Genomic DNA, 20,324 nt, shown 5'->3' on the forward strand with positions numbered 1-20,324 from the left:
CTCCTTACACCGATCATGGGGTGGCAGCATGCCTATCAGCGTCTTCGAATTGTTCAATATCGGCATTGGCCCGTCGAGCTCTCACACGGTAGGTCCCATGCGTGCCGCCAGATTCTTTCTGGACGCGCTGGATGAGCGTCAGGCGACGTCGCGGGTAACCGGCATCGAGATCCATCTTCATGGTTCACTGTCAGCTACCGGCGTGGGGCACGGTACCGACCGGGCCGTCATCATGGGACTGATGGGGGAACTGCCTGCCACGATCGATCCCGATATCATTGCACCCGCCATTGATGAATTGCTCGAGTCGCAGGTGCTGCGCCTGGGTGGCCGGGTCAGCGTGCCCTTTCTATGGGAGCGTGACTTCTACTGGTCCAACGAACCGCTGCCGCGACATCCCAACGCCATGACGCTGGTGGCCACGCTCAGGGATGGCAGCAACGTGACCCAGACCTGGTATTCGGTGGGCGGCGGTTTTGTCATCAATGGTGCCGATGAGGAAACCCCTGATACCGCGCCTGGCGTCACGCTGCCGTTTGATTTCGATAGCGCCGATGCGCTGCTTGCGATCTGCAAGCGCGAAAACATGAGCATTGCGCAGGTCATGATGGCCAATGAGCGTGTCTGGCGCAGTGAAGAAGAAATCCGTCAGGAGCTATTCACTATCTGGCAGGCGATGCAGGCCTGCATTGCCAAGGGGCTTGAACAAAACGGCGTATTGCCCGGCGGATTGAACGTCAAGCGCCGTGCTGCAGGGCTGCTGGCACGTCTGGAGCGTGCCGAGCAGAATCTGATCGCTACGACCTTCTCGGCCATGGACTGGGTCAACCTGTTCGCCCTGGCGGTGAATGAGGAGAACGCCGCTGGTGGGCGTATGGTCACCGCACCGACCAACGGCGCCGCCGGCATCATTCCTGCTGTACTGGGATACTGGATGAAGTTCGAGGAGACAGCCTGCGAGCGCGGTGTGGTGGACTTCCTGCTGACGGCAGGTGCCATTGGCATCCTGTGCAAGAAAAATGCCTCGATCTCGGGTGCCGAAGTGGGCTGTCAGGGGGAAGTGGGCTCGGCCTGCGCCATGGCCGCCGCCGGTCTGTGCCAGGTCATGGGCGGTACGCCCGAGCAGGTGGAAAACGCCGCCGAAATCGGTCTGGAGCACAACCTGGGGCTGACCTGTGACCCGGTAGGCGGACTGGTGCAGGTACCTTGCATCGAGCGCAACGCCATCGCGTCGGTCAAGGCGATCAACGCAGCGCAGTTTGCGCTTAACGGTGACGGTACCCACTTTATTTCGCTGGACCATGCCATCCGTACCATGCGTGATACCGGTCGTGATATGCAGAGCAAGTACAAGGAAACCTCGCTGGGTGGTCTGGCCGTCAACTACGGTCTGGCCGTCAACGCCATCGAGTGTTGAGCCTTAAAGGGTCATGAGTTCAGGCTCATGACCCGATCAGGAACACCAGTGCGTAAACAGCTATCCCGGCCGCTACCGGCAGGCCGAGCGTTCGCATTTTGCACCAGACCAAAAGCGTCACGATGCTCCCCATCATCGTGGCGCCCCACCCCGCTGCACTGACATCGTGCGGCACCAGCGACAGACCCAGCAGCGCGGCAATCATCAGCGGTGCCAGTACCCTGGGCCATATCGGCATGGCCGTCTCTGGCCCCGTCGTGACAGCACGCCGCCGTCGCCGCCGCTGCATCCAGAACAGTGGCAACATTCGAATCAGCAGCGTGCCTACTGTCGTGGCGCCTGCAGCCAGCCAGACTGCCTCATTCATGAGTGCTTCCTGTTTATTGTCCTGGGCAAGAGATAAAAGCACAGTGCACCGAGCGCCGCCGCCAGCGGAATGGCAATATTGGCCAGGTCGTACAGCCCCAGCAGCAGGGCGGAGAGGGTGCTTGCCATCAGGGCCGTGAACCAGCGCAGGGAAGTGCATCGCGGTGCCAGCAGCACCAGAAAAAGTGCCGGCAGGGCAAAAGCCATTGCCTCGACCAGCAGTGGCCACTGCATGATCAGTCGTTCACCGGCAAGACTGCCCAGAAGCGTGCCACCTGCCCAGCTACCCCATGCCACAAGGGCTGCGCTGGAATACCAGCCTAGACGATCCTTCTCGTCCAGCAGGGGCAAACGATAATGCGCCAGCGCAAAGACCTGATCCGTCAGGCCATGCATCAGCCATGGCCAGCGGCGGCTATTGGAAAGCCAGGGGGCGAGCGAGGCTGAATAAACGATATGGCGTGCATTGATCAAAAGTGTCATTGCCACCGTCAGCCATAGCGGCGCGCCCCCGGCAATCATGCCCACGAACAGAAACTGCGAAGCGCCGGCGTAGATCAGAAGTGACAGTACCGTGGCTTCAAAGGCGCTAAACCCTGCCTGACTGGCGACTAGACCGAAAGAGAGCGCCACCGGCAGATAGCCACTCAGCAACGGCAGGGCTTCACGCGCGCCCATTTTCCAGGCCGGGATATTCATGCCGGTCCCTCGTCAGCATAAAAAATAGTGACCAGTACCGTCGCGTTCTGGCTGCCGGTCCTGTAGACATGGGGCTGATCCGCTAGAAACTGATGCACATCCCCCGGCATCAGCATGACAGGTGCCTCTTCGACCCCAGCCTGCAGGCTGCCACCAAGTACCTGAAGCGTCTCTCGCGTACCCGTGGCATGGGGCGCTGCGTGGCGCAGGGCGTGGGGTGCCAGCGTCATCAGGTAGATATCCACGGGCATGTCACCCTGAAGGCGATCCATCAGGGACACCGAGATATCGTCATCGGTGACGGTAGCCTGGGCCGAGGCGATCAGGGCACTGAAAGGAATTTCCAGCTGCAGTGCCAGACGCCACAGGGTATCCAGGGTCGGATTACCCTTGCCCTGTTCAAGGCGTGAGAGGCTTGATTTGGCAATGCCTGCCTCGTCGGCCAGAAAGGTCAGGGACCACGCCTTGTGCTGGCGCAGTGTTGTCACACGTTGCCCCAGTCGCGCCAGTGCAGTGTCGTCCATGGTTACTTCCGGTTGTTCGATATATGGAACGTTCTATATATCGAACAGCACAATGTCAATTCTGGTTTTCCATGACGATCTTCAAGGAGAGGACCCGGGTAGGGCAGGGAAGACTTATGCAGGGCTTGTCACAACACTGACATGGTGGTGTAGGATCGTAGCTATCGTCTCGACTCGTGGGGAGTTTCGTGTTATGCGCCAACCCATGGTGTTACGTCTTCATGCCTCCGGTATTCCGATCGACTGGTTGACGCTTGAAGAAGCAGCGGTTCTGATGTCGCGCGCTTTTGAAGGTGGCGTGGTCTGGGCTGATGGCGAGGGTGCCTATCGGCTGCATGGCGGGACCAGTTCATTGACCGGGCAACAGTCCTTTATTGATATTCCTGAAGTGATCGGCGTATCGCCGCCCGCCAATGCCATGCTGGCGTTTGAGCATACCGGCTTCAATCGAGTGCTATGCAAGTATCGCGAAGGGCTTTGCTGCGCTTACTGTGGTGTAACGGTGACACGACAGGCCCTGACGATCGATCATATTCTGCCGCGCTCACGCGGTGGGCGGCTTTCGATGCTCAATGCCGTGGCCTGCTGTCAGCGCTGCAACAGTCTCAAGGGCAATCGGACACCGGAAGAGGCAGGCATGGCACTGTTATTGAAACCCTTTGTACCCACCATGGCGGAAGTGCTTTATATGATGCGGCCCAGGGCCATGACGGCCAGACAGCTCTGGTATCTGAAGTGTCAGTTCAAAAACGCGCCGCTTCGTGCCTATCTGGCACAGGCGCTGGCGGCATGACAGCGCCTTGATGCTTAGTAATGCATCAGGTTCGCCATGCGCTCGCTGAGCAGTGTGCCCCCCAGCGTGATTCGTGAGGGAGACACCGGCACGAAGCGCTGATTCTTCCATAGCGCACTGCGCTGTTCGTCAAAGGCCACGATGGGGGCAAGATCGGTACGCTGCGTCTGAGGCAGTATCAGCGTGGTCAGATTGTCGAGTATCAGGTAGCTGCCATCATCCATCCGGTAACGTAAAACGGCGTGATAGGTCGGAGTCAGGGCATCCCTTGCAGCCAGAAAGTCGAGCCTTTGCGCCGGCATGCCGGCGTCTCGCAATATCTGGTATTTGGCGATGGCAAAGTCTTCGCAGTCGCCGTAGCCCTCACGTGTCAGGCGATCAAATCCTTTCCAGATATCCGTGTCTTCTTCCTGCTGACGTGCTGCATTGTTGATCACCCGATTAACGTATTGCAGCTGCGCCAGCCCTTCATATTGACGCACCTGTTTGACCAGCTCTGCCCTTGACTGGGTGATGGCCATTTCAGCGGTATCGTCCCACCAGGTAAAGGCCTGCGCCGATACCGTCAGCGGTGTGGCAAGGCAGCAGACCAGCAGGGTAGCAGCGAGGGCGCGGGAAGTGTGCATGGCAGATGTCCGGCAATGTCATGGGGCCGTCAACAGGACGGCCTGGCCCATGATGCCGCCTGTCAGAAGCGGGCCATGGCATGATCAGACCCCACAATGAGGGCCATTTTGCCCTTAACGCTTTGAAAGACCTTCTACGCCTTCCAGCGCCGAGTCATGTTCTCCGGCGTTGCCAATGACGCTGAAGGCGCCGTCGGTTTCCAGCACGACAGCATATACCTGTTCGACATCTGCCATGCCCTTTTCACGGATGGCGGCCAGAATTTCCGCTTTCACCACACGCTCGCGCTGCATGGCATCATCACAGTACTGTCCCTTGAAAAGCAGCAGTGTGGGCTGAGACTTGATCAGTTTGAGGATGCCGCGTGAGCGTACCGAGGTGAAGGTGATGGCAAACTGCAATAACGCGATCACGATAAAGGCCGTCGCGCTCTGAGCCAGGGAGACCTGCGTAGAGGTCAACGCCGTGGCCAGAATGGAACCCAGCGCGATGGTCGTGACGAAATCGAACGCGTTCCATTTTGACAGGGTGCGCTTGCCCGACACTCGCAAAACGATGATCAGTACCAGGTAGCTGAGGATACCAACCACGATCGTGTGCATGATGGGATGCATGAACTGTACCTTTTAAGCAGGGGAAAGAGTAAGCCTTCAGGGTAGATGCACAAATGGCCTGATGTCAGACAAATGCAGAAACATGCTGGCGCCGCAGAGGTAATCAATACGAACCCGGAGGTATTGCATGATGGATATGGCCGCACCGATACGTTGTCAGTGGGCTCAGGGGCACCCCTTGCTGGCGCACTATCATGATGATGAATGGGGCGTGCCTGAGTCAGACAGCCGTGCATTGTGGGAAAAACTGATACTTGATGGCTTTCAGGCGGGCCTGTCATGGCTGACCGTGCTGAAAAAGCGCGATGCCTTTCGTGACGCCTTCGAGGGTTTTGATCCCGAGCGCGTGGCGCGTTTTAACGCACATGATGTCGAGCGGTTGCTCAACAATACCGCCATCATTCGCTCGCGCGCCAAGATCGAGGCGACCATCGGTAATGCCCGGGCGTTTTTGCGCATGCAGGAGCAGGGGGAGGCGTTTGCGACATTCTGTTGGTCGATGGTGGATGACCGGCCGCTTCAGAACTTGCCACCGGTCCCTGCGCATACGCCACTTTCGGTCTCGTTTTCGAAGGCACTCAAGGCACGAGGTTTCAAATTTGTTGGCCCGACCATCGTGTATGCCTGGATGCAGGCCACCGGCATGGTCAACGATCATGCGCCTGACTGCCATCGGCGTCAGGTAGTCGCCGCCATGGGCAAGGGCGCGATGACACATCGATCATGACGGGCATCAATGCAGGGTGCCGGCCGACACGCGTCGACCGGCGGCTCCCTTTATGGTTGAAGATGCATCATCGAAAGAACTGTCTTGCCCGAAAAATCAGGCAATGTGTTCGTGAATGACGGCCTCGGGGAAATGGCGACGCAGCATACGGTTTTGAAAGCCATCCACGAAGCTTGAGTTAATGATGATGATGAAGCGTTCATAAGGCTGGGCAGGGTCTTCCTGACGCAGCGCCTTCGCACCGTGGAAAAGACGGTCATCACGCAGATGCAGCACGTCCCCGGGCACCATCACTTGATCGGCCAGCAGATTTTGCCCCTTACGATCAGCATAAAGGACACTTTCAGCACCGCTGACGTTATGACGGTCCAGTACCATGATGCTCAGGTAGCGGCAGCCATCGGCATGAATGCCCTGGCCCTGCAGAGGGTCAAGTTCGCCCGAGCCCCTGACGCCGGTAATCTGCATCAGGATCGGTTCATTGGCACCCAGTCCCCAGAGTCCTGCCCAGGCTTCTACAAAGGCGCGCACATCGGGGCGGGCAAGAAAGTCCTGCTCCAGTGCCGGGTACCAACGCAACTTGTCCGCCATGCTTTCGGCGTCGTTATACTGGCCGCCCTGTGCCATGGGGCACTCCCCCAGGCTTTTCATCCGGCCCTGCTCGTCAAGGGCAAGCCATGACATGCGCTTCCAGCGCCGTTCGACGTAAGGGTCGCGGGGAAGATCACGGGTAAAGGCCTGCCATGCCCCCAGGTCAATACGATCGCGAACATGGGTAAAGCACCAGTCATGTTCGGCAAGCGCTGTCGGGACGTTTTGCTGCCACCAGGATTGTGCATTGGTAGTGGTCATTCTGTTTCTCCTGAAAGAATAATGGTTTGCGCTGACTGTCTGCGTTTGCAGACAGTCAGCAAACAAATGTTATGGGCTTTCAGGAAGTAATTGATGATCATGAGCAATACCTGGCGGGAAAAGCGAGGCCGATATCAGAGCACTGGTAACGGCTCAATTATCTCTTGTGACATGGAGTAAGCTGTTATGCTGATGAAAGACGACATCATTTTTGACCAGCTGACCCTTTAAACAGCCAGACCAGGATTAATCGGAGATGCGTATTTCACCCAGGTGCCTGCGTTATGGCCTTGTCTTTTGGATCATGGGCCTGATGTCGGTGCTGGTGATCACGTTTTTCATGGGGGCGCAAAATCTGGCAGTCATGCTGTTGGGAGGAGCACTGCTTGTCGTCGGACTGGCCTGGCACCGTACCCGGCAGCGCAATCATCAGCTCTATCAGCAGCTTCATCACCCTGCCAATCATCTCAGTAGCCATGAGCGCCTGCGCTACGATCGAAGTGAACAACGCTTTCGAGCATTGCTTGAAAGTCTGCCGCGTGTCGCCGTTCAGGGTTATGACCGCAAAAGACGCGTCATTTACTGGAATGCCGCCAGCACACAACTTTATGGCTATATGCCGGATGAAGTGATGGGCTGCCGGTTTGAAGAGCTGATTGTTCCGCAGGAAATGCGCGAATCGGTCATACGCGCTCATCAGAGCTGGATCAATGAAGGGGTAGAAATCCCGGCCAGTGAAATGGATCTGGTACACAAGTCAGGGCGCAGTGTGGCGGTGTTTTCTCATCACGTCATGCTTGGCCAGCATACCGACAATCCGCTGATGTTCTGTGTGGATGTGGATCTTTCAGTACAAAAGCAGGCACATCGCGATCTGGAGTTCATTCGACGCTACGACCCGCTGACACTGCTACCCAACCGGGGGGCATTTGTCACCGAGCTCAATCGACTGATCAACGACAGTGATCGTCACCGGGCACCGCTGGCGGTCTTTTTTATCGATATTGAAAATTTTTCCGAGATCAATGATTCACTGGGCTATGAGCAGGGAAATCAGCTGTTGACCCAGGTCGCCGAGCGGCTTTCACAGCACTGCTATACCTCTGATCTGCTGGCCCGTTTTGGCAACGACGAGTTTGTCATGGCCTGTACACAGCTCGATTCCAGACGCCATGCGTTACAGCTGATCGACCGTGTCAGCAGCATGTTTGAACTGCCCTTTACGCTGGATGACAAGCCTCACCGTGTCACGGTCAGTCAGGGCATCAGTATCTTTCCCGACAATGGCGAGGATGCCCAGTCACTGATTTATGCCGCCAACGTGGCAAGAAACAGGGCCAGAATGCCCGGGGAAAGCCGGTTTCAGATATTCAGTCAGGAATTTCATCAGGACCTGATTTACCAGCATGAGCTGCTCAAGCGGCTGGAAAATGCTATCGACCAGCAGGAGCTGACGCTGCATTTTCAGCCGCAGATTTCCCGCAGCGGGCGCATTGAAAGCATGGAGGCTTTACTGCGCTGGTTTCCGGCCAGTGGCGGCATGATCTCCCCGGGAGAATTCATTCCGCTGGCGGAACGTTTTGGGCTGATGGAGCGGTTGGGAAGCTGGGCCATTCATGCGCTGTGTCGCCAGCAGGCCAGTTGGAAGGCCCAGGGGCTTCATGGCTATCGGGTGGATATCAACCTCTCGGGGGAGCATCTGCGATCAACGGCCATGCTTGAGCTGCTGGAAAACACCATGCGTCACCATCAGCTTTCCATGCGCGATATCGGTATCGAGATTACCGAAAACGTATTGGTGCAGGCCGACGACAAGGTAAAAGCCTTCCTTCAGGCGCTTTATCACCGGGGCATGAAGATTGCCATTGATGACTTCGGCACCGGGTATTCATCACTGGCCTATCTAAAGCAGTTTCCCGTCACTTCACTCAAGATCGACCGTACCTTTGTCATGGATGCGCCCGAGGATTTGCAGGACCGCGCCATTCTGGCAGGCATCGTGTTTATCGGCCATCGATTGGGCCTTGAAGTCATTGCAGAAGGCGTAGAAACCAGTGAGCAGCTGGAGCTTGTGCATGAGCTCAATGTCGATCTGGTACAGGGGTTTTATTACTTTCGTTCCATGAATGCCGAGCGCATTACACCTTTGCTTGAAACACAGCCTCTGTTCCAGGGCCATCAAGGGCCCTTTCTGAAAACATGAGGGTAACCCACGATGAAGCATTACATATCAATGGTATCGTCTGCCCATCATGTGCCCGGTCGTGAAAGGCAGGGCGTAGAACGTGGGTTTGCCAGAGTGCCGGCCAGATCCGCGGTATGCCGGAAAAGCCATTTCCAATTGGCACGGCAGGGCCACAAAGGGGTAGCCTGATCGTCTTGCAGGCTCGGGGGATCTGGTCCTTTTGACTTCTAAATGATTGATTTTTTGCTATTTACATAATCCAGGTTAGCGGCATTCAAGGCCGATTCGTCCAACAATAGCGCCTATCTTTGGACGGTAATGCATCAATTATTACTATAATACTGAGTGGCTTTCTCAAGGCTGTTCAGAGGTGCATGCCATGTTGGACAGGGATAGCTGCCTGGTGCGTAACTTCAAATATTATTGTGCGCTTGATGAGACAGAAGCCGAGCTTCTTTCAGCGCTGGAAAAGACGCCTCAGACCGTGTCGAATGCCCAGATGCTATGGGAGGAGAACCATCCTGCTGAGACCATCTGCGTGCTCAGCGAGGGGTGGGCATACTCATACCGGTCAATGGATGATGGTACCCGGCAGATCCTGAATATCTTTTTGCCGGGTGACCTTATAGGTTTGAGTGACTTTTCACCTCGACGTCATCTGACATCGGTGGCCATGCTGACAGAGGGCGTTATCTGCCGTTTTCCGCTCAAGAATCTGACGGATATTTTTGCAACATCACCCAGATTGACCACTGTGCTGTTTTCGCTGGCAGGGCATCAACAGGCCATTATGGCGGAGCGATTGGTCAATATGGGGCGGCGCACGGCACGTGAGAAGGTTGCCCACTTTATCTGTGAAATGCATCTGCGTTTAAGCAGAACCTGCCCAAATACCACGCATCGATTCAATCTGCCGCTTTCACAGCAGGTATTGGCAGACGTTCTGGGCCTTTCAGCCGTGCATATCAGCCGTACCTTCTCCGAGTTGCGCGAAGAAGGGCTTTTGTACCGTGAGCGTAATCGAATTGAAATTCCGGATCTGAAGGCCTTTTATGAAGTGGCCAATTTTTCGGATATCTATCTCAGCGACAGCATCAATGAGCTGTTGAAGTGTTCTGAAAAGGACCATCATTTGCGTTGAACTGACTGTTGCAGGAGCCATCAGTTGATCCCTTGTCTGATAGGCTCCTGAGCAGGGATGCGCTCTGCTTTTTTAGCGGTTTCGCAATATCTGTCGATGCAGGCGTCGAAAGTGGTGCCCGGCGGCATCGATCGCTTTCCGCCTGCCTTTCCCTTCGGCTGACGCTCATGTCAGATTGTTTCCTGATCGCTTCCTGTCTCGTTTTCGAGCGGCTCGCTATACTGCGCCAGCCGTTGAATATTCAAGGCTTGTGAGCGGCACGGCGCCACGTCCCTTAAAAGGGATCGCTCATGAGGACAATACGCGCTGGAAGCGCTACGTTGCATCAGTGATTAACCCCCTACAGTGGAGACAACCATGACGCAGTCCATCGAACAGTTGAGCGCCACCCGAAGTCATGGCGGATGGGTCAAGCGCTTCAGCCACCGCTCGCAGGTACTCGATTGCGACATGACCTTTGGCATCTTCCTGCCACCCCAGGCAGAGGCTGGTCCTGTGCCGGTGCTCTGGTGGCTCTCCGGGTTGACCTGTACCGATGAAAACTTCATGCAAAAGGCCGGTGCCCAGAAAATGGCAGCCAAACTCGGGTTGGCCATTGTCTGCCCGGACACCAGCCCACGAGGCACCGATCTGCCAGGTGAGCATGAAAGCTACGACTTTGGCTCGGGGGCCGGCTTCTATCTCAATGCCAAAAGATCGCCCTGGAGCCAGCACTATCACATGTATGACTATGTGACGAGCGAGCTGCCGGCACTGGTTCGTGAACATTTCCCCATCAGTGAAAAAGAGGCCATCAGCGGTCATTCCATGGGCGGCCATGGCGCGCTGATCTGCGCTCTGAAACAGCCCGGACGTTATGCCAGCGTGTCGGCCTTTTCACCAATTGTGAATCCAATGGACTGCCCCTGGGGTGAGAAGGCCTTCAGTCGCTACCTGGGTGATGAGCGCGGTGAATGGTCCGATTGGGATGCCTGTGAGCTGATACTGGCCAAGGCTTCCAAACAGCCCATGCTGGTCGATCAGGGAGAGGATGATCAGTTCCTCGAAGAGCAGCTCAAGCCCGATCATCTGGAAAAGGCGTGTCATATTCAGGGCGTATCACTGAAGCTGCGTCGTCATGCAGGCTATGACCATAGCTATTTCTTCGTGGCCAGCTTCATTGATGATCACCTTGAGTATCATGCCAGGCATCTGTTTGCAGATCAGGCCTGACGCACGTCAGGGGTAAACGTTTTCCGGGGCTCCTGTGTGAGCCCCGGTTGCGTATGGAAAGACTGTATATTGCAAGGGTATCCATGCGCCACGGCGTGTAATCTGTGGCCTTCGACAACAAGTGGGCGGGTGAACCGAAACGGTAAGCCAGCGCCCTGGCAAGGAGAGGGGATGAGGGCGTTGATCGGACAGTTGCTGCGATGGTGCTTCAGGATCGTGTTGGGGGCCGTCGTGCTTTCCATACTACTGGTCACCCTGTTTCGTTTCGTGCCGCTGCCCGGTTCGATGGTCATGCTGGAGCGCAAGATCAGTGCCATGACAGCGGGTGAATCCATGACGATCCAGTATCAGTGGACGCCGTGGCGCTCCCTGTCCGATCAGGCGAAGCTCGCCGTGATCGCCGCCGAGGATCAGAAATTTCCCTATCACTACGGTTTTGATCTTGATCAGGTACATGCTGCCATTGAAGCCTGGAAGGATGGGAGAACCCTGCGTGGTGCCAGTACCATCAGTCAGCAAACGGCCAAGAATGTCTTTTTATGGTCGGATCGCAGCTGGCTGCGCAAGGGCCTTGAGGTCTGGTTTACGCTGCTGATCGAAGTGATCTGGCCCAAGGAACGTATCCTTGAGGTTTACCTTAATATCGTGGAATGGGATCAGGGCGTGTTCGGGCTGGAAGCCGCAGCGCAACACTATTATGGCATTGGCGCCAGCCAGGTCACCGCTGACCAGGCGGCCCGACTGGCCGCCATCTTGCCCAACCCGCTTGGCTGGAGCCCGACAGCGCCCAGCGCACGCGTCTTGCAGCGCAGTGCCTGGGTGAGACAGCAAATGAGACAAATGGGGGGCACGCGTTATCTACAGCGTCTACAGTAGTCATGGCCCCCGGGCAGTGACGCCTTTTTATAGGCAGGGTAATAAAGCCTTTAAAATTAATTACATGAAGTAACAAGGTCAGTTGAACTTAATGCCTCATGGCGCGTCATAATGACAGTACGCAAGCATTGAAAAGCAAAGGTAAGTCAGGAGGATGTTCATGAAACGTTTTGCCGCAGTTGTTTCCGCATCGCTGGTCGCGACCGGCCTTGCTGCCACCCCGGCCCTTGCCGCTCAGGAGCAGCCGGCTCAGGGCGCCCAGAGCCAGCAGCAGACACAGAATTTCAGCGATGATCAGCTGCAGAACTTTGCCTCTGCTTCTCAGGAAATCGCAGGCATTTCTCAGGATTATACCCAGCAGCTGCAGGGTGCCGATGGTGCTGATGCCCAGCAGAGCATCCGTGAAGAAGCCAACCAGAAAATGGTTCAGGCCGTGCAGGACAACAATCTGGAAGTAGAGCAGTTCAACCAGATTGGTCAGGCTGTCCAGAATGATCCGCAGATGATGCAAAAGGTTCAGCAGATGGCGCAGCAGCAGCAGTAAGCCGTCTCAGGGATCCATCAAGGCCGCTTCTCTGGAAGCGGCCTTTTTTGTGTCTGATGAAGACATGACGACAAGCGCCATTATGCTTTTGATTCGAGCAAAAACGGATTTTCTACTAAAGTCTTGCCCTTGATAGCTTAAGCCCAGCGAAAGGCTGGTGACATTCAGGGAAGACGGATATATATGACGGATCAAAAGGCCTCCAGCGGAATAGGCTACATACTCTCTATCTGCCTCGTTGCAGCACTTGGTGGCATCCTTTTCGGCTATGACACAGCCGTTATTTCAGGTGCCATAGATTCCATCACTACTTATTTTGATCTGTCACCTACCATGAAGGGATGGGCAGTATCGAGTGTTGTCATTGGCAGTATCTTTGGGGCACTGGGAGCGGGCTATCTGGCCAACATTCTCGGGCGTCGCATGACCATGATGACCGCGGCTGTTCTATTTCTGATTTCAGCGCTGGGCTCGGCACTGGCCCCTGCCTTCTGGTTTTACATCATCCTGCGACTGGTTGGCGGTGTGGCAGTGGGTATTGCCAGTGTGGTATCGCCCATGTACATGGGCGAGCTGGCGCCTCAACACTGGCGTGGCAGAACGCTGAGCATGTTTCAGCAATCCTTGGTGGTCGGCCAGACCATCGTTTTTTTCGTGAACTATTTTATTGCCCGGGATGTGGCCCAGACATGGCTGGATAACTACGGCTGGCGCTGGATGCTGGGCTCCGAGGCCATTCCGGCCATCCTCTTTGGCATGCTGCTTTTGCTGGTTCCCGAGTCACCGCGCTGGTGCATCATGCATGGCCAGCCAGACCGCGCCCGACGCATCCTTGCAAGGTTCACGCCCAAAAAGGATATCGAGCCGATGATCGAAGAAGTGCGCAACTCGCTTGATGAGGGCAAATCATCCGGACGTCGCGCGATGAATCGTCAGCTTCGCCAGGAAAAGCGCAGCTCGCGCAGCGCGCTCAGAAAGCCGGTCATGATGGGCATTGCGCTGGTCGGTATATTTCTATCCGCCGCGCAGCAGCTTTCCGGCATCAATGTGGTGATGTACTACGCCCCGACCGTGCTCTCGGGTGTGACCGACAGCACCGGCAGCGCCTTGTTGCAAACAGGTTATATTGGACTGATCTTCATCGTGGGCAATCTGGCCGGGATGTATTTGATCGACCGCGTCGGGCGTGTACGTCTTTTGACCATCGGTTCGCTGGCCTGCATTGTGAGCATGGCGGTGCTGGGTACTATCTTCTGGTTCGACGTCCAGGGGTATACCGCCATGATTGCCATCATGGTGTATGTCACGGGCTATGCCATCTCCTGGGGGTGCTGCAGCTGGGCATTGCTGTCGGAAATCTTCCCCAATGCCATTCGCGAATCCGGCATGGCACTTGCCATGGGGGCGCAGTGGGGTGCAGGGTTCATCGTGGCGCAGACCTTCCCGATGATGCGTGGCAGTGAATGGCTCAATGACGTCTTTAATGGCGCTTTCCCGTTCTGGCTCTTTGGCGCCATTACGCTTGCCAGTCTGTTCATTGTCTGGCGCTTCGTGCCGGAAACGAAGGGCGTGCCGCTGGAATCCATGGAAACGCTCATGGGCGAGAAATTCCGTCGTGGGCGAATCGAAAACTTCTCGCAATATCGTGAGGGGCAGGCACAAACGGCCTGATCGGTCACGACGAGTAATAAAAAGGCCCCACTTCGGTGGGGCCTTTTGCATGTCTGAACGGTGCCGGACAGGGTTCTAGATGACCCACATCAGCATCAGCGGCAGATAGATAAAGGACGTTAGCGTCGAGCACATGACCAGGCTGGCCACGAACTCGGGCGAGCGGCCTGCCTTCTGGGCAAAGAGATAGTTGTAGACGGCAATCGGCATGCACATCATGACCATCAGGATGCCACGTGTTTCTTCATTCAGTCCCAGCACAAGCCCCACGCCCTGAGCAATCAGGCCCGCAATGACCACCCGACCCAGTGCAAAGGCAAGGCCTGCGGAAAGATTGCGGGCACGAATGCTGGCCAGCGCGACCCCGAGCGTAATCAGCATGATGGGGATGGTCATGCCGGCCAGCAGCTCAATGCTGTTGGAAAGCCATGCCGGTAGCGTGATCTGCCAGGCCATCAGCACGATGGCGATCACGCTGGCATGAATGGTGGGATTGGTCAGCATGCTTTTTACCGGACGCGAACTGCTGGTAATGCTGCCCACCACAAACTGAGCAATGGAGACGATGACAAAAACAGCAATGGCCAACGAGAATCCCTGTCCTTCGCCAAAGGCATACATCGCCAGCGGCAGCCCCATGTTGCCGGTATTGGGAAACAGTACCGGAGGGAGGATGACCTTCCAGTGAATGTTGGAAACACGCGCTACGATGATGCCCACAACCAGCAGTGCCAGCAGACACAGCAGTGTGGCGCCCGCCATGCGAGAAAAGGCAGAGAGCGCCACGTGCGTACCTGACAGGGCATTGATAATCAGGCACGGGGTGCCCACGTTAAAGACCAGTTTGGTGACAAAGCCTGTCGGGTAGGGCTGGCGAAAGCGCACCCAAAAATAGCCGACGCCGGCACCAATCATGATGGGCATCATGACCGCCAGAAGTTGAGCAAACATGAGAAACCTTGAGGGCAGGGAGATCGTGAGACGATAGTCTATATATTCTCCCGGGATTCTATCGCTGCTTGCAAGTCGTCCTGAGTATGGAAAGTCTGGTATCAGGACTTGCCGGGCAATGTGATGGTTCGGCCGCGCCGTGTGGCAAGTCGACTGTCCTGCCCGAGTTGCTGAGCGCCATGGCGAGCGTGACTGATCAATCCGGTCATCAGGACACGTTCGGGCATATGGCGCCAAAAGCGTGAGGGCATACTGCGCACCATCGTTTTTTCATTGAGACGAGCCGGATTGAAGGTACTGGCATAGTAGGCAAGCCAGAGATCCTCGGCGTCATCTTTCATCTCTACCAACGCCTGATAGTCCTGCACGTTAAAGATATCGGCTTCGGGACGCTCGATATGCCACTGTCGGCCATCACAGATGATGGCGCCTCCGGGTGTCATGATCAGCCAGCGATGCTGCCCCATTCGATCAATGAAATGCCTTGCCGCGGCCTCCAGCACATCGTGACGCGGTTCAAACCAGGCAATGAACTCGGGCGCATGCTGATCGTCAGCCTTGATGGGTTGTTGATGAAAACGCAAAAAGGCGTGGATATGATGCACTTCATGGTTGACGGCCTTGACGCGTTGCTCGATGACGGCACCATCGGTATCGCCCGCCAGCAGCGCCTCGCCTTCCCCCAGCGCCAGCCGCCAGACTACCCGATACAGCAGCGCCCAGCGACACTCCTGATGAGGCGTGGGCCAGTAGTGAGAAGCACATTCAAGCCGGCGCAGGTCCTGCCTTGAGAGTTTCAGCGCCAGCGGCGTCTCGCTGGGCGGCGGCAGGTCAGTATCGCTGCTGACGAAAAGATCACCTGCCGAGTCTTCGCCCTGCCAGAGCACATCCCCGGGCGGGACTCTCGCTGCCAGTAGCCTGCGGGCATGATCACGCCAGCAGGCAAAGTCAGCACGTGTCATGTGCAGGGTATACATCGTCATGGTGGCTCCCCAAAAAATTAAAGCAGTGCCATCTGTGCCGGGGTGGACGTTTGCATCTGCGCCAGCAGTGCCTGTCGTTCCAGGCCGGCCTGGCGAGGACGATAATCCTGGGTCGTGATGAACGGCGAGAGCTTTTTCATGGAGCAGCCCAGCCGGGTGAGATCGCTGTAGCGAATGCGGCGTTCACGTCGCAGCATGTCGATGCGCCGTGCGCTGGTGATCCCGATCCCCGGGACCCGGGCAATCATGTACATGTCGGCGCGATCGAGATCAATGGGAAAGAGTTCACGATGGTTGAGCGCCCAGGCAAGCTTGGGGTCGATGTCCAGTGAAAGGTTACCAGGGCCGGTTAAAAGCTCATCGGCGCGAAAGCCATAGCCGCGGATCAAAAAGTCGGCCTGATAAAGGCGATGCTCACGCAGCAGCGGCGGGGCAATCAGCGGTACCGATGACGGGCTTTCAGGAATGGGTGAAAAGGCAGAGTAGTACACCCGCTTGAGTCGGTAATCGCCGTACAGCGACTGAACATTGCCCAGAATGGTGTGATCATCGGTATCATCGGCACCCACGATCATCTGGGTGCTTTGTCCGCCAGGCGAGAAGCGCGGTGCACGAGGTTCGGCGGTAGCTTCTTCCAGCCCATCACGAATGGTCGACATGGCGTGGCGAATGGTGGTGTCGCTTTTTTCCGGCGCCAGCCGGGTCAGGCTCTGGCTGGTGGGCAGCTCGATGTTGACGCTGAGCCGATCAGCATACAGTCCGGCCTGACGAATCAGGTCCGGGGAGGCATCGGGAATGGTCTTGAGATGGATATAGCCACGAAACTGATGCTCGACGCGCAGGGTTCTGGCCACCCTGACCAGCGCTTCCATGGTGTAGTCGTTGGAGCGAATGATACCCGAGCTGAGGAAAAGCCCGCTGATCAGATTGCGACGGTAGAAATCAAGCGTCAGCCGTACGATCTCATCCACGCTAAAGCGTGCTCTGGGCACGTTGCTTGAGCGTCGGTTGATGCAGTACTGGCAGTCGTACAGGCAGAAGTTGGTCATCAGGATCTTGAGCAGCGCCACGCAGCGGCCATCCGGTGTGAAGCTGTGGCAGATGCCGTTGCCATTGGTGGCGCCCAGTCCCTTTTGCCCTTTGGATGAGCGTTTTGGGGCGCCGCTGCTGGCACATGAGGCGTCGTATTTGGCGGCATCTGCCAGAACGATCAGCTTGTCGGTGAGCTCCATGAGCACTCCTGTTTACTGTATTTGTATACAGTAAACGTGATGTGCATCAACAACAACTGAATTGCATTCATCATTTCAGAGAGGCATTTGAATGACGCAGGTTTATCCGCGAATGACGCCCGTATTGGGGGTGGCATCGGTCAGTACGGCTGTCAGCGCATGATCATTCATGTCGGCGAAATCGCCTGTTAAACGCATGCCTGGCTGCCATGCTTCACTGAGCACGCAGTTCAGTATTAGCGTGCATTGACCTGAAGAAACAGTCGGGTCGATCCCTTCCAGATAAGCGTCATGAAAATAAAAGCGCGTACCGGTCAGGGGATAGAGCGCCTTGAAAAGGCTTTCCTTGAGCGAGAAGGTCAGGGTGATCGCACGTGCGCGCTGCTCAAACGTGAAGTCCTTGACAGCTTTCTGCTCGTACGGTGTGAGAATCGAGGTGGCGAGATAGTCGGCGCGCTCTGGCGTCAGCCAGCGTTCGGCATCCACTCCGAGACCCTGATGGATCGGCGTGGTACTGACCAGCGCGGCGGCCAGGTCACGAGCATGGGTGATGGAGCCACGCGCCGACGTCGGCCAGTCCACCTGGCGGTCGGCAAGGCTGGGCAGCGCATCGACATGAATATCAAGCGCGGCCAGGGCGTGCCTGGCACAGATCCTGCCGGCCAGATATTCAGCGCGGCGCTTGGTGACGGCGCGAGAAAGACTTTCTGGCAGCGCCATGCCATGCGCGGCGAAGGCGCTGTCCTCAAAGCGGTGGACATCAAAGGAGGTCATGCTCAATCGCGCCCCGCCGGCCGGGGAGACAAAGGGCCAGCAAAAATGCGGGGGCGCGATGGCATCAGACATGGAAGGCAGCCATTACAGTGACAGCAGGCCAACAATGATCCCGCCGAAGATCAGCCACTTGATCACGTAGTACAGCGTCTTGTTCTTCTTTTTAAGCCGCTTGCCGGCTTCACGTACCTTATAGATGTATTTGAAGGCGCGGTTGAGCCCACCGGTGTGGTCACTGTCATCGTTGGGAGAGGCGGCCGCGGCCATGACGGTCCGACTGAACCAGCGATTGACTGCCGCAGCCCAGCGATACTTCATGGGGCGCTCAATATCGCAGAACAGGATCAGACGGTTCTGCTCGGTATCGTTCTGGGCGTAGTGAATGAAGGTCTCGTCAAAAAGTACCGCTTCACCGTCGCGCCAGCTGTAGTCGATACCATCAACATTGATACGGCAGCGGTCATCGTTGGGCGTGCGCAGGCCAAGATGGTAACGGATCGATCCGGCGTAGGGATCGCGGTGTTTCATCAGCTTGCTGCCGGCCGGCAGCTCGGCAAACATCGCGGCCTTGACGCTGGGGATGCCGGCCAGAATCTCGGTGGTACGCGGGCAAAGCTGTTGTGCTGACTCGTGACTGTCGCCATACCATTTGAGATAAAAGCGCTTCCAGCCACGGCGGAAAAACGAATTGAATCCGGCGTCATCCTTTTTGGCCGACCCCTTGATATGGTCTTCCAGCGTCAGCGCTTCATCACGAATTTCTTCCCAGCGCGAAGTAAGGGCAGCAAGTTCCGGAAAATCCTCGGCGCGGTGGTAGGGGCGGTCCGGCACTTTCGAAAACAGGTACATGAAGGCATTGATGGGCGCCATGAAGCTGGAGTGATCCGATAGCTGGCGGAAGGGCTTGTGACGCACCCGGCCACGAAAATGCACATAAAGAATGCTGGCCACGATCAGGGCCACGATTGTCCATTTGATCATAGCGATCTCTTTTCCAGGGTGATCGCCGGTACCTGCGGCGATGGTGTTGGCTTGTAAACTGGCGGCGCAGTCTCGCATGTCCGCGCAGGAGTGTCATTATGGAAGTCTGAGTCGGGTTCCAAAAGCGTTTTGAGAGTGCAGAAGGCAAATCGGTTTGCCGTCTAACGGGTTGAAAGTCGTCCCGGCCTGCCTCATGTCAGGATCAGTGCTGCGATTTACGCCAGCGGCTTTGATGCCATTTTCCGGCGCCGTTACTGCGCGCCATCTGACAGGAGGTCACATGATTCCCGATATTGGTCTGGGCACTTATCGACTCAAGGGGCAGGACGTCATCGATTCGGTGACCACGGCGCTCGAGCTGGGCTATCGGCATATTGACACCGCACAGGTGTACGGCAATGAAGCCGAGGTCGGGCGTGCCATCGCCGACAGCAATGTCCCGCGTGAAGAGATCTTTCTGACGACCAAGGTCTGGACGGATCGTTTTCATCACGATGATCTGATCAAGAGCCTTGAAGAGAGCCTCGAAAGGCTTGGCACCGACTACGTGGATCTGGTGCTGCTGCACTGGCCCTCTCCGAATAATGAAGTACCGGTCGCCGAGTCCATCAGTGCACTGGCCGAGGCAAAATCGCGCGGGCTGACGCGTAACATTGGTGTCTCCAACTTCACGATGGCCCAGCTTGATGAGGCGTTGGGTGTTGAAGGGGGAGAACAGATCATTACCAATCAGATCGAGGTGCATCCCTTCCTGGCCAACAAGGCACTGGTGAATCACTGCCAGGAAAAGGGCGTCAGGGTCACCGGCTACATGCCACTGGCGGTGGGCAAGGTCATGGAAGATGACACGCTCCAACAGATTGCCGACGATCATGGCGTAACATCTGCTCAGGTCGCGCTGGCCTGGGTAGCCGCAAGGGATATTGTGGTGATTCCTTCCTCGACGAAGCGCGCGCACCAGCAATCCAATCTGGATGCCATGGCATTGTCACTGAGCAGTGATGAGGTTGAACGCATCAACGCGCTTGATCGTGGTGAGCGTATTGCAAACCCCTCCTTTGCACCGGCATGGGATGAGTGATCGTTCCGATATCTGCAAGTCTCAAGCCGGAAAATGGTTTGACGACAAACAAAAGGGGCGCCCGATGGGCGCCC

The 20,324-nt window shown here is 56.5% G+C and carries 21 protein-coding genes; 10 read left to right on the plus strand and 11 right to left on the minus strand.

All coding sequences use genetic code 11. The features are described 5' to 3' along the window. Positions 1-28: 28 nt before the first annotated feature. Complete coding sequence (locus tag IE123_RS02180; RefSeq protein WP_189514638.1) at positions 29-1,417, plus strand: L-serine ammonia-lyase; 1,389 nt, start codon at positions 29-31, stop codon at positions 1,415-1,417. 25 nt (positions 1,418-1,442) lie between these two features. Here the strand turns inward: IE123_RS02180 and IE123_RS02185 are convergent, their stop codons facing one another. From IE123_RS02185 to IE123_RS02195, 3 genes are read right to left on the minus strand one after another with little or no spacing between them, the layout of a single operon-like run. Beyond that, positions 1,443-1,784: an AzlD domain-containing protein gene (locus IE123_RS02185; protein ID WP_189514641.1), complete on the minus strand. Its 342-nt coding sequence runs from the start codon at positions 1,782-1,784 to the stop codon at positions 1,443-1,445. Next, a complete protein-coding gene (locus IE123_RS02190) occupies positions 1,781-2,482 on the minus strand; it encodes an AzlC family ABC transporter permease (RefSeq protein ID WP_189514643.1) in 702 nt (233 codons plus the stop codon). Before IE123_RS02190 ends, IE123_RS02185 begins: the two co-directional genes overlap by 4 nt. Then, the gene (locus IE123_RS02195; protein WP_189514645.1) at positions 2,479-3,006 is read right to left on the minus strand and encodes a helix-turn-helix domain-containing protein; all 528 of its coding nucleotides are present in this window, start codon (positions 3,004-3,006) and stop codon (positions 2,479-2,481) included. Before IE123_RS02195 ends, IE123_RS02190 begins: the two co-directional genes overlap by 4 nt. A 193-nt stretch (positions 3,007-3,199) precedes the next feature. On the opposite strand from IE123_RS02195, the gene IE123_RS02200 reads away from it, so the two are divergent. After that, positions 3,200-3,799: an HNH endonuclease gene (locus IE123_RS02200; protein WP_189514647.1), complete on the plus strand. Its 600-nt coding sequence runs from the start codon at positions 3,200-3,202 to the stop codon at positions 3,797-3,799. 14 nt (positions 3,800-3,813) lie between these two features. Here the strand turns inward: IE123_RS02200 and IE123_RS02205 are convergent, their stop codons facing one another. Further along, entirely contained in the window at positions 3,814-4,425 is a 612-nt protein-coding gene (locus IE123_RS02205) for a transglutaminase-like cysteine peptidase (protein WP_189514649.1), read from the minus strand. A 114-nt stretch (positions 4,426-4,539) separates the two neighbouring features. Further along, positions 4,540-5,040, minus strand: coding sequence for a DUF421 domain-containing protein (locus IE123_RS02210; RefSeq protein ID WP_189514650.1), 501 nt, complete (start codon positions 5,038-5,040; stop codon positions 4,540-4,542). Between the two features lie 127 nt (positions 5,041-5,167). On the opposite strand from IE123_RS02210, the gene IE123_RS02215 reads away from it, so the two are divergent. Then, on the plus strand, positions 5,168-5,767 hold the full coding sequence (locus IE123_RS02215; protein WP_308430181.1) for a DNA-3-methyladenine glycosylase I: 600 nt from the start codon (positions 5,168-5,170) through the stop codon (positions 5,765-5,767). 96 nt (positions 5,768-5,863) lie between these two features. Here the strand turns inward: IE123_RS02215 and IE123_RS02220 are convergent, their stop codons facing one another. Continuing rightward, positions 5,864-6,619 (minus strand): 2OG-Fe dioxygenase family protein, encoded by a 756-nt coding sequence (locus IE123_RS02220; RefSeq protein ID WP_189514652.1) that lies wholly within the window; start codon positions 6,617-6,619, stop codon positions 5,864-5,866. 256 nt (positions 6,620-6,875) lie between these two features. On the opposite strand from IE123_RS02220, the gene IE123_RS02225 reads away from it, so the two are divergent. From IE123_RS02225 to IE123_RS02250, 6 genes are all read left to right on the plus strand, one after another. Then, positions 6,876-8,822: a putative bifunctional diguanylate cyclase/phosphodiesterase gene (locus IE123_RS02225; protein WP_229819537.1), complete on the plus strand. Its 1,947-nt coding sequence runs from the start codon at positions 6,876-6,878 to the stop codon at positions 8,820-8,822. 361 nt (positions 8,823-9,183) lie between these two features. Beyond that, entirely contained in the window at positions 9,184-9,945 is a 762-nt protein-coding gene (locus tag IE123_RS02230; protein ID WP_189514655.1) for a Crp/Fnr family transcriptional regulator, read from the plus strand. A gap of 357 nt (positions 9,946-10,302) precedes the next feature. Beyond that, complete coding sequence (fghA, locus tag IE123_RS02235; protein ID WP_189514656.1) at positions 10,303-11,157, plus strand: S-formylglutathione hydrolase; 855 nt, start codon at positions 10,303-10,305, stop codon at positions 11,155-11,157. A gap of 171 nt (positions 11,158-11,328) precedes the next feature. After that, positions 11,329-12,033, plus strand: coding sequence for a monofunctional biosynthetic peptidoglycan transglycosylase (gene mtgA, locus IE123_RS02240; protein ID WP_189514658.1), 705 nt, complete (start codon positions 11,329-11,331; stop codon positions 12,031-12,033). Positions 12,034-12,193: 160 nt separating this feature from the next. Further along, positions 12,194-12,577 (plus strand): DUF4168 domain-containing protein, encoded by a 384-nt coding sequence (locus tag IE123_RS02245; protein ID WP_189514660.1) that lies wholly within the window; start codon positions 12,194-12,196, stop codon positions 12,575-12,577. A gap of 183 nt (positions 12,578-12,760) precedes the next feature. Then, positions 12,761-14,248 carry a sugar porter family MFS transporter gene (locus IE123_RS02250; RefSeq protein WP_189514662.1) on the plus strand — a complete coding sequence of 496 codons (1,488 nt, stop codon included), beginning with the start codon at positions 12,761-12,763 and terminating at the stop codon, positions 14,246-14,248. Positions 14,249-14,323: 75 nt separating this feature from the next. Here the strand turns inward: IE123_RS02250 and IE123_RS02255 are convergent, their stop codons facing one another. The 5 genes from IE123_RS02255 to lpxO all read right to left on the minus strand — a co-directional run bounded on the left by IE123_RS02255 (position 14,324) and on the right by lpxO (position 19,169). Then, on the minus strand, positions 14,324-15,199 hold the full coding sequence (locus IE123_RS02255) for an AEC family transporter (RefSeq protein ID WP_189514664.1): 876 nt from the start codon (positions 15,197-15,199) through the stop codon (positions 14,324-14,326). Between the two features lie 101 nt (positions 15,200-15,300). Then, positions 15,301-16,182 carry a TIGR03915 family putative DNA repair protein gene (locus IE123_RS02260; protein WP_189514666.1) on the minus strand — a complete coding sequence of 294 codons (882 nt, stop codon included), beginning with the start codon at positions 16,180-16,182 and terminating at the stop codon, positions 15,301-15,303. Between the two features lie 17 nt (positions 16,183-16,199). Next, positions 16,200-17,414: a putative DNA modification/repair radical SAM protein gene (locus IE123_RS02265; protein ID WP_189514668.1), complete on the minus strand. Its 1,215-nt coding sequence runs from the start codon at positions 17,412-17,414 to the stop codon at positions 16,200-16,202. Positions 17,415-17,516: 102 nt separating this feature from the next. Next, entirely contained in the window at positions 17,517-18,260 is a 744-nt protein-coding gene (locus IE123_RS02270; RefSeq protein WP_189514670.1) for a 4'-phosphopantetheinyl transferase family protein, read from the minus strand. A gap of 12 nt (positions 18,261-18,272) precedes the next feature. Continuing rightward, the gene (gene lpxO, locus IE123_RS02275) at positions 18,273-19,169 is read right to left on the minus strand and encodes a lipid A hydroxylase LpxO (RefSeq protein WP_229819538.1); all 897 of its coding nucleotides are present in this window, start codon (positions 19,167-19,169) and stop codon (positions 18,273-18,275) included. A gap of 280 nt (positions 19,170-19,449) precedes the next feature. Here lpxO and dkgB point away from each other — a divergent pair, with 280 nt between their 5' ends. After that, positions 19,450-20,250: a 2,5-didehydrogluconate reductase DkgB gene (gene dkgB / locus IE123_RS02280; RefSeq protein ID WP_189514672.1), complete on the plus strand. Its 801-nt coding sequence runs from the start codon at positions 19,450-19,452 to the stop codon at positions 20,248-20,250. The last annotated feature ends 74 nt before the right edge of the window (positions 20,251-20,324 follow it).

The organism is Kushneria pakistanensis (assembly GCF_014652795.1).
GTDB classification, from domain to species: domain Bacteria; phylum Pseudomonadota; class Gammaproteobacteria; order Pseudomonadales; family Halomonadaceae; genus Kushneria; species Kushneria pakistanensis.

Excerpts from the sequence above, each read along its gene's own strand:
- IE123_RS02180 (WP_189514638.1), top strand. The coding sequence starts at position 29 with ATGCCTATCAGCGTCTTCGAATTGTTCAATATCGGCATTGGCCCGTCG.
- IE123_RS02185 (WP_189514641.1), bottom strand. The coding sequence starts at position 1,784 with ATGAATGAGGCAGTCTGGCTGGCTGCAGGCGCCACGACAGTAGGCACG.
- IE123_RS02190 (WP_189514643.1), bottom strand. The coding sequence starts at position 2,482 with ATGAATATCCCGGCCTGGAAAATGGGCGCGCGTGAAGCCCTGCCGTTG.
- IE123_RS02195 (WP_189514645.1), bottom strand. The coding sequence starts at position 3,006 with ATGGACGACACTGCACTGGCGCGACTGGGGCAACGTGTGACAACACTG.
- IE123_RS02200 (WP_189514647.1), top strand. The coding sequence starts at position 3,200 with ATGCGCCAACCCATGGTGTTACGTCTTCATGCCTCCGGTATTCCGATC.
- IE123_RS02205 (WP_189514649.1), bottom strand. The coding sequence starts at position 4,425 with ATGCACACTTCCCGCGCCCTCGCTGCTACCCTGCTGGTCTGCTGCCTT.
- IE123_RS02210 (WP_189514650.1), bottom strand. The coding sequence starts at position 5,040 with ATGCATCCCATCATGCACACGATCGTGGTTGGTATCCTCAGCTACCTG.
- IE123_RS02215 (WP_308430181.1), top strand. The coding sequence starts at position 5,168 with ATGATGGATATGGCCGCACCGATACGTTGTCAGTGGGCTCAGGGGCAC.
- IE123_RS02220 (WP_189514652.1), bottom strand. The coding sequence starts at position 6,619 with ATGACCACTACCAATGCACAATCCTGGTGGCAGCAAAACGTCCCGACA.
- IE123_RS02225 (WP_229819537.1), top strand. The coding sequence starts at position 6,876 with ATGCGTATTTCACCCAGGTGCCTGCGTTATGGCCTTGTCTTTTGGATC.
- IE123_RS02230 (WP_189514655.1), top strand. The coding sequence starts at position 9,184 with ATGTTGGACAGGGATAGCTGCCTGGTGCGTAACTTCAAATATTATTGT.
- fghA (WP_189514656.1), top strand. The coding sequence starts at position 10,303 with ATGACGCAGTCCATCGAACAGTTGAGCGCCACCCGAAGTCATGGCGGA.
- mtgA (WP_189514658.1), top strand. The coding sequence starts at position 11,329 with ATGAGGGCGTTGATCGGACAGTTGCTGCGATGGTGCTTCAGGATCGTG.
- IE123_RS02245 (WP_189514660.1), top strand. The coding sequence starts at position 12,194 with ATGAAACGTTTTGCCGCAGTTGTTTCCGCATCGCTGGTCGCGACCGGC.
- IE123_RS02250 (WP_189514662.1), top strand. The coding sequence starts at position 12,761 with ATGACGGATCAAAAGGCCTCCAGCGGAATAGGCTACATACTCTCTATC.
- IE123_RS02255 (WP_189514664.1), bottom strand. The coding sequence starts at position 15,199 with ATGTTTGCTCAACTTCTGGCGGTCATGATGCCCATCATGATTGGTGCC.
- IE123_RS02260 (WP_189514666.1), bottom strand. The coding sequence starts at position 16,182 with ATGACGATGTATACCCTGCACATGACACGTGCTGACTTTGCCTGCTGG.
- IE123_RS02265 (WP_189514668.1), bottom strand. The coding sequence starts at position 17,414 with ATGGAGCTCACCGACAAGCTGATCGTTCTGGCAGATGCCGCCAAATAC.
- IE123_RS02270 (WP_189514670.1), bottom strand. The coding sequence starts at position 18,260 with ATGTCTGATGCCATCGCGCCCCCGCATTTTTGCTGGCCCTTTGTCTCC.
- lpxO (WP_229819538.1), bottom strand. The coding sequence starts at position 19,169 with ATGATCAAATGGACAATCGTGGCCCTGATCGTGGCCAGCATTCTTTAT.
- dkgB (WP_189514672.1), top strand. The coding sequence starts at position 19,450 with ATGATTCCCGATATTGGTCTGGGCACTTATCGACTCAAGGGGCAGGAC.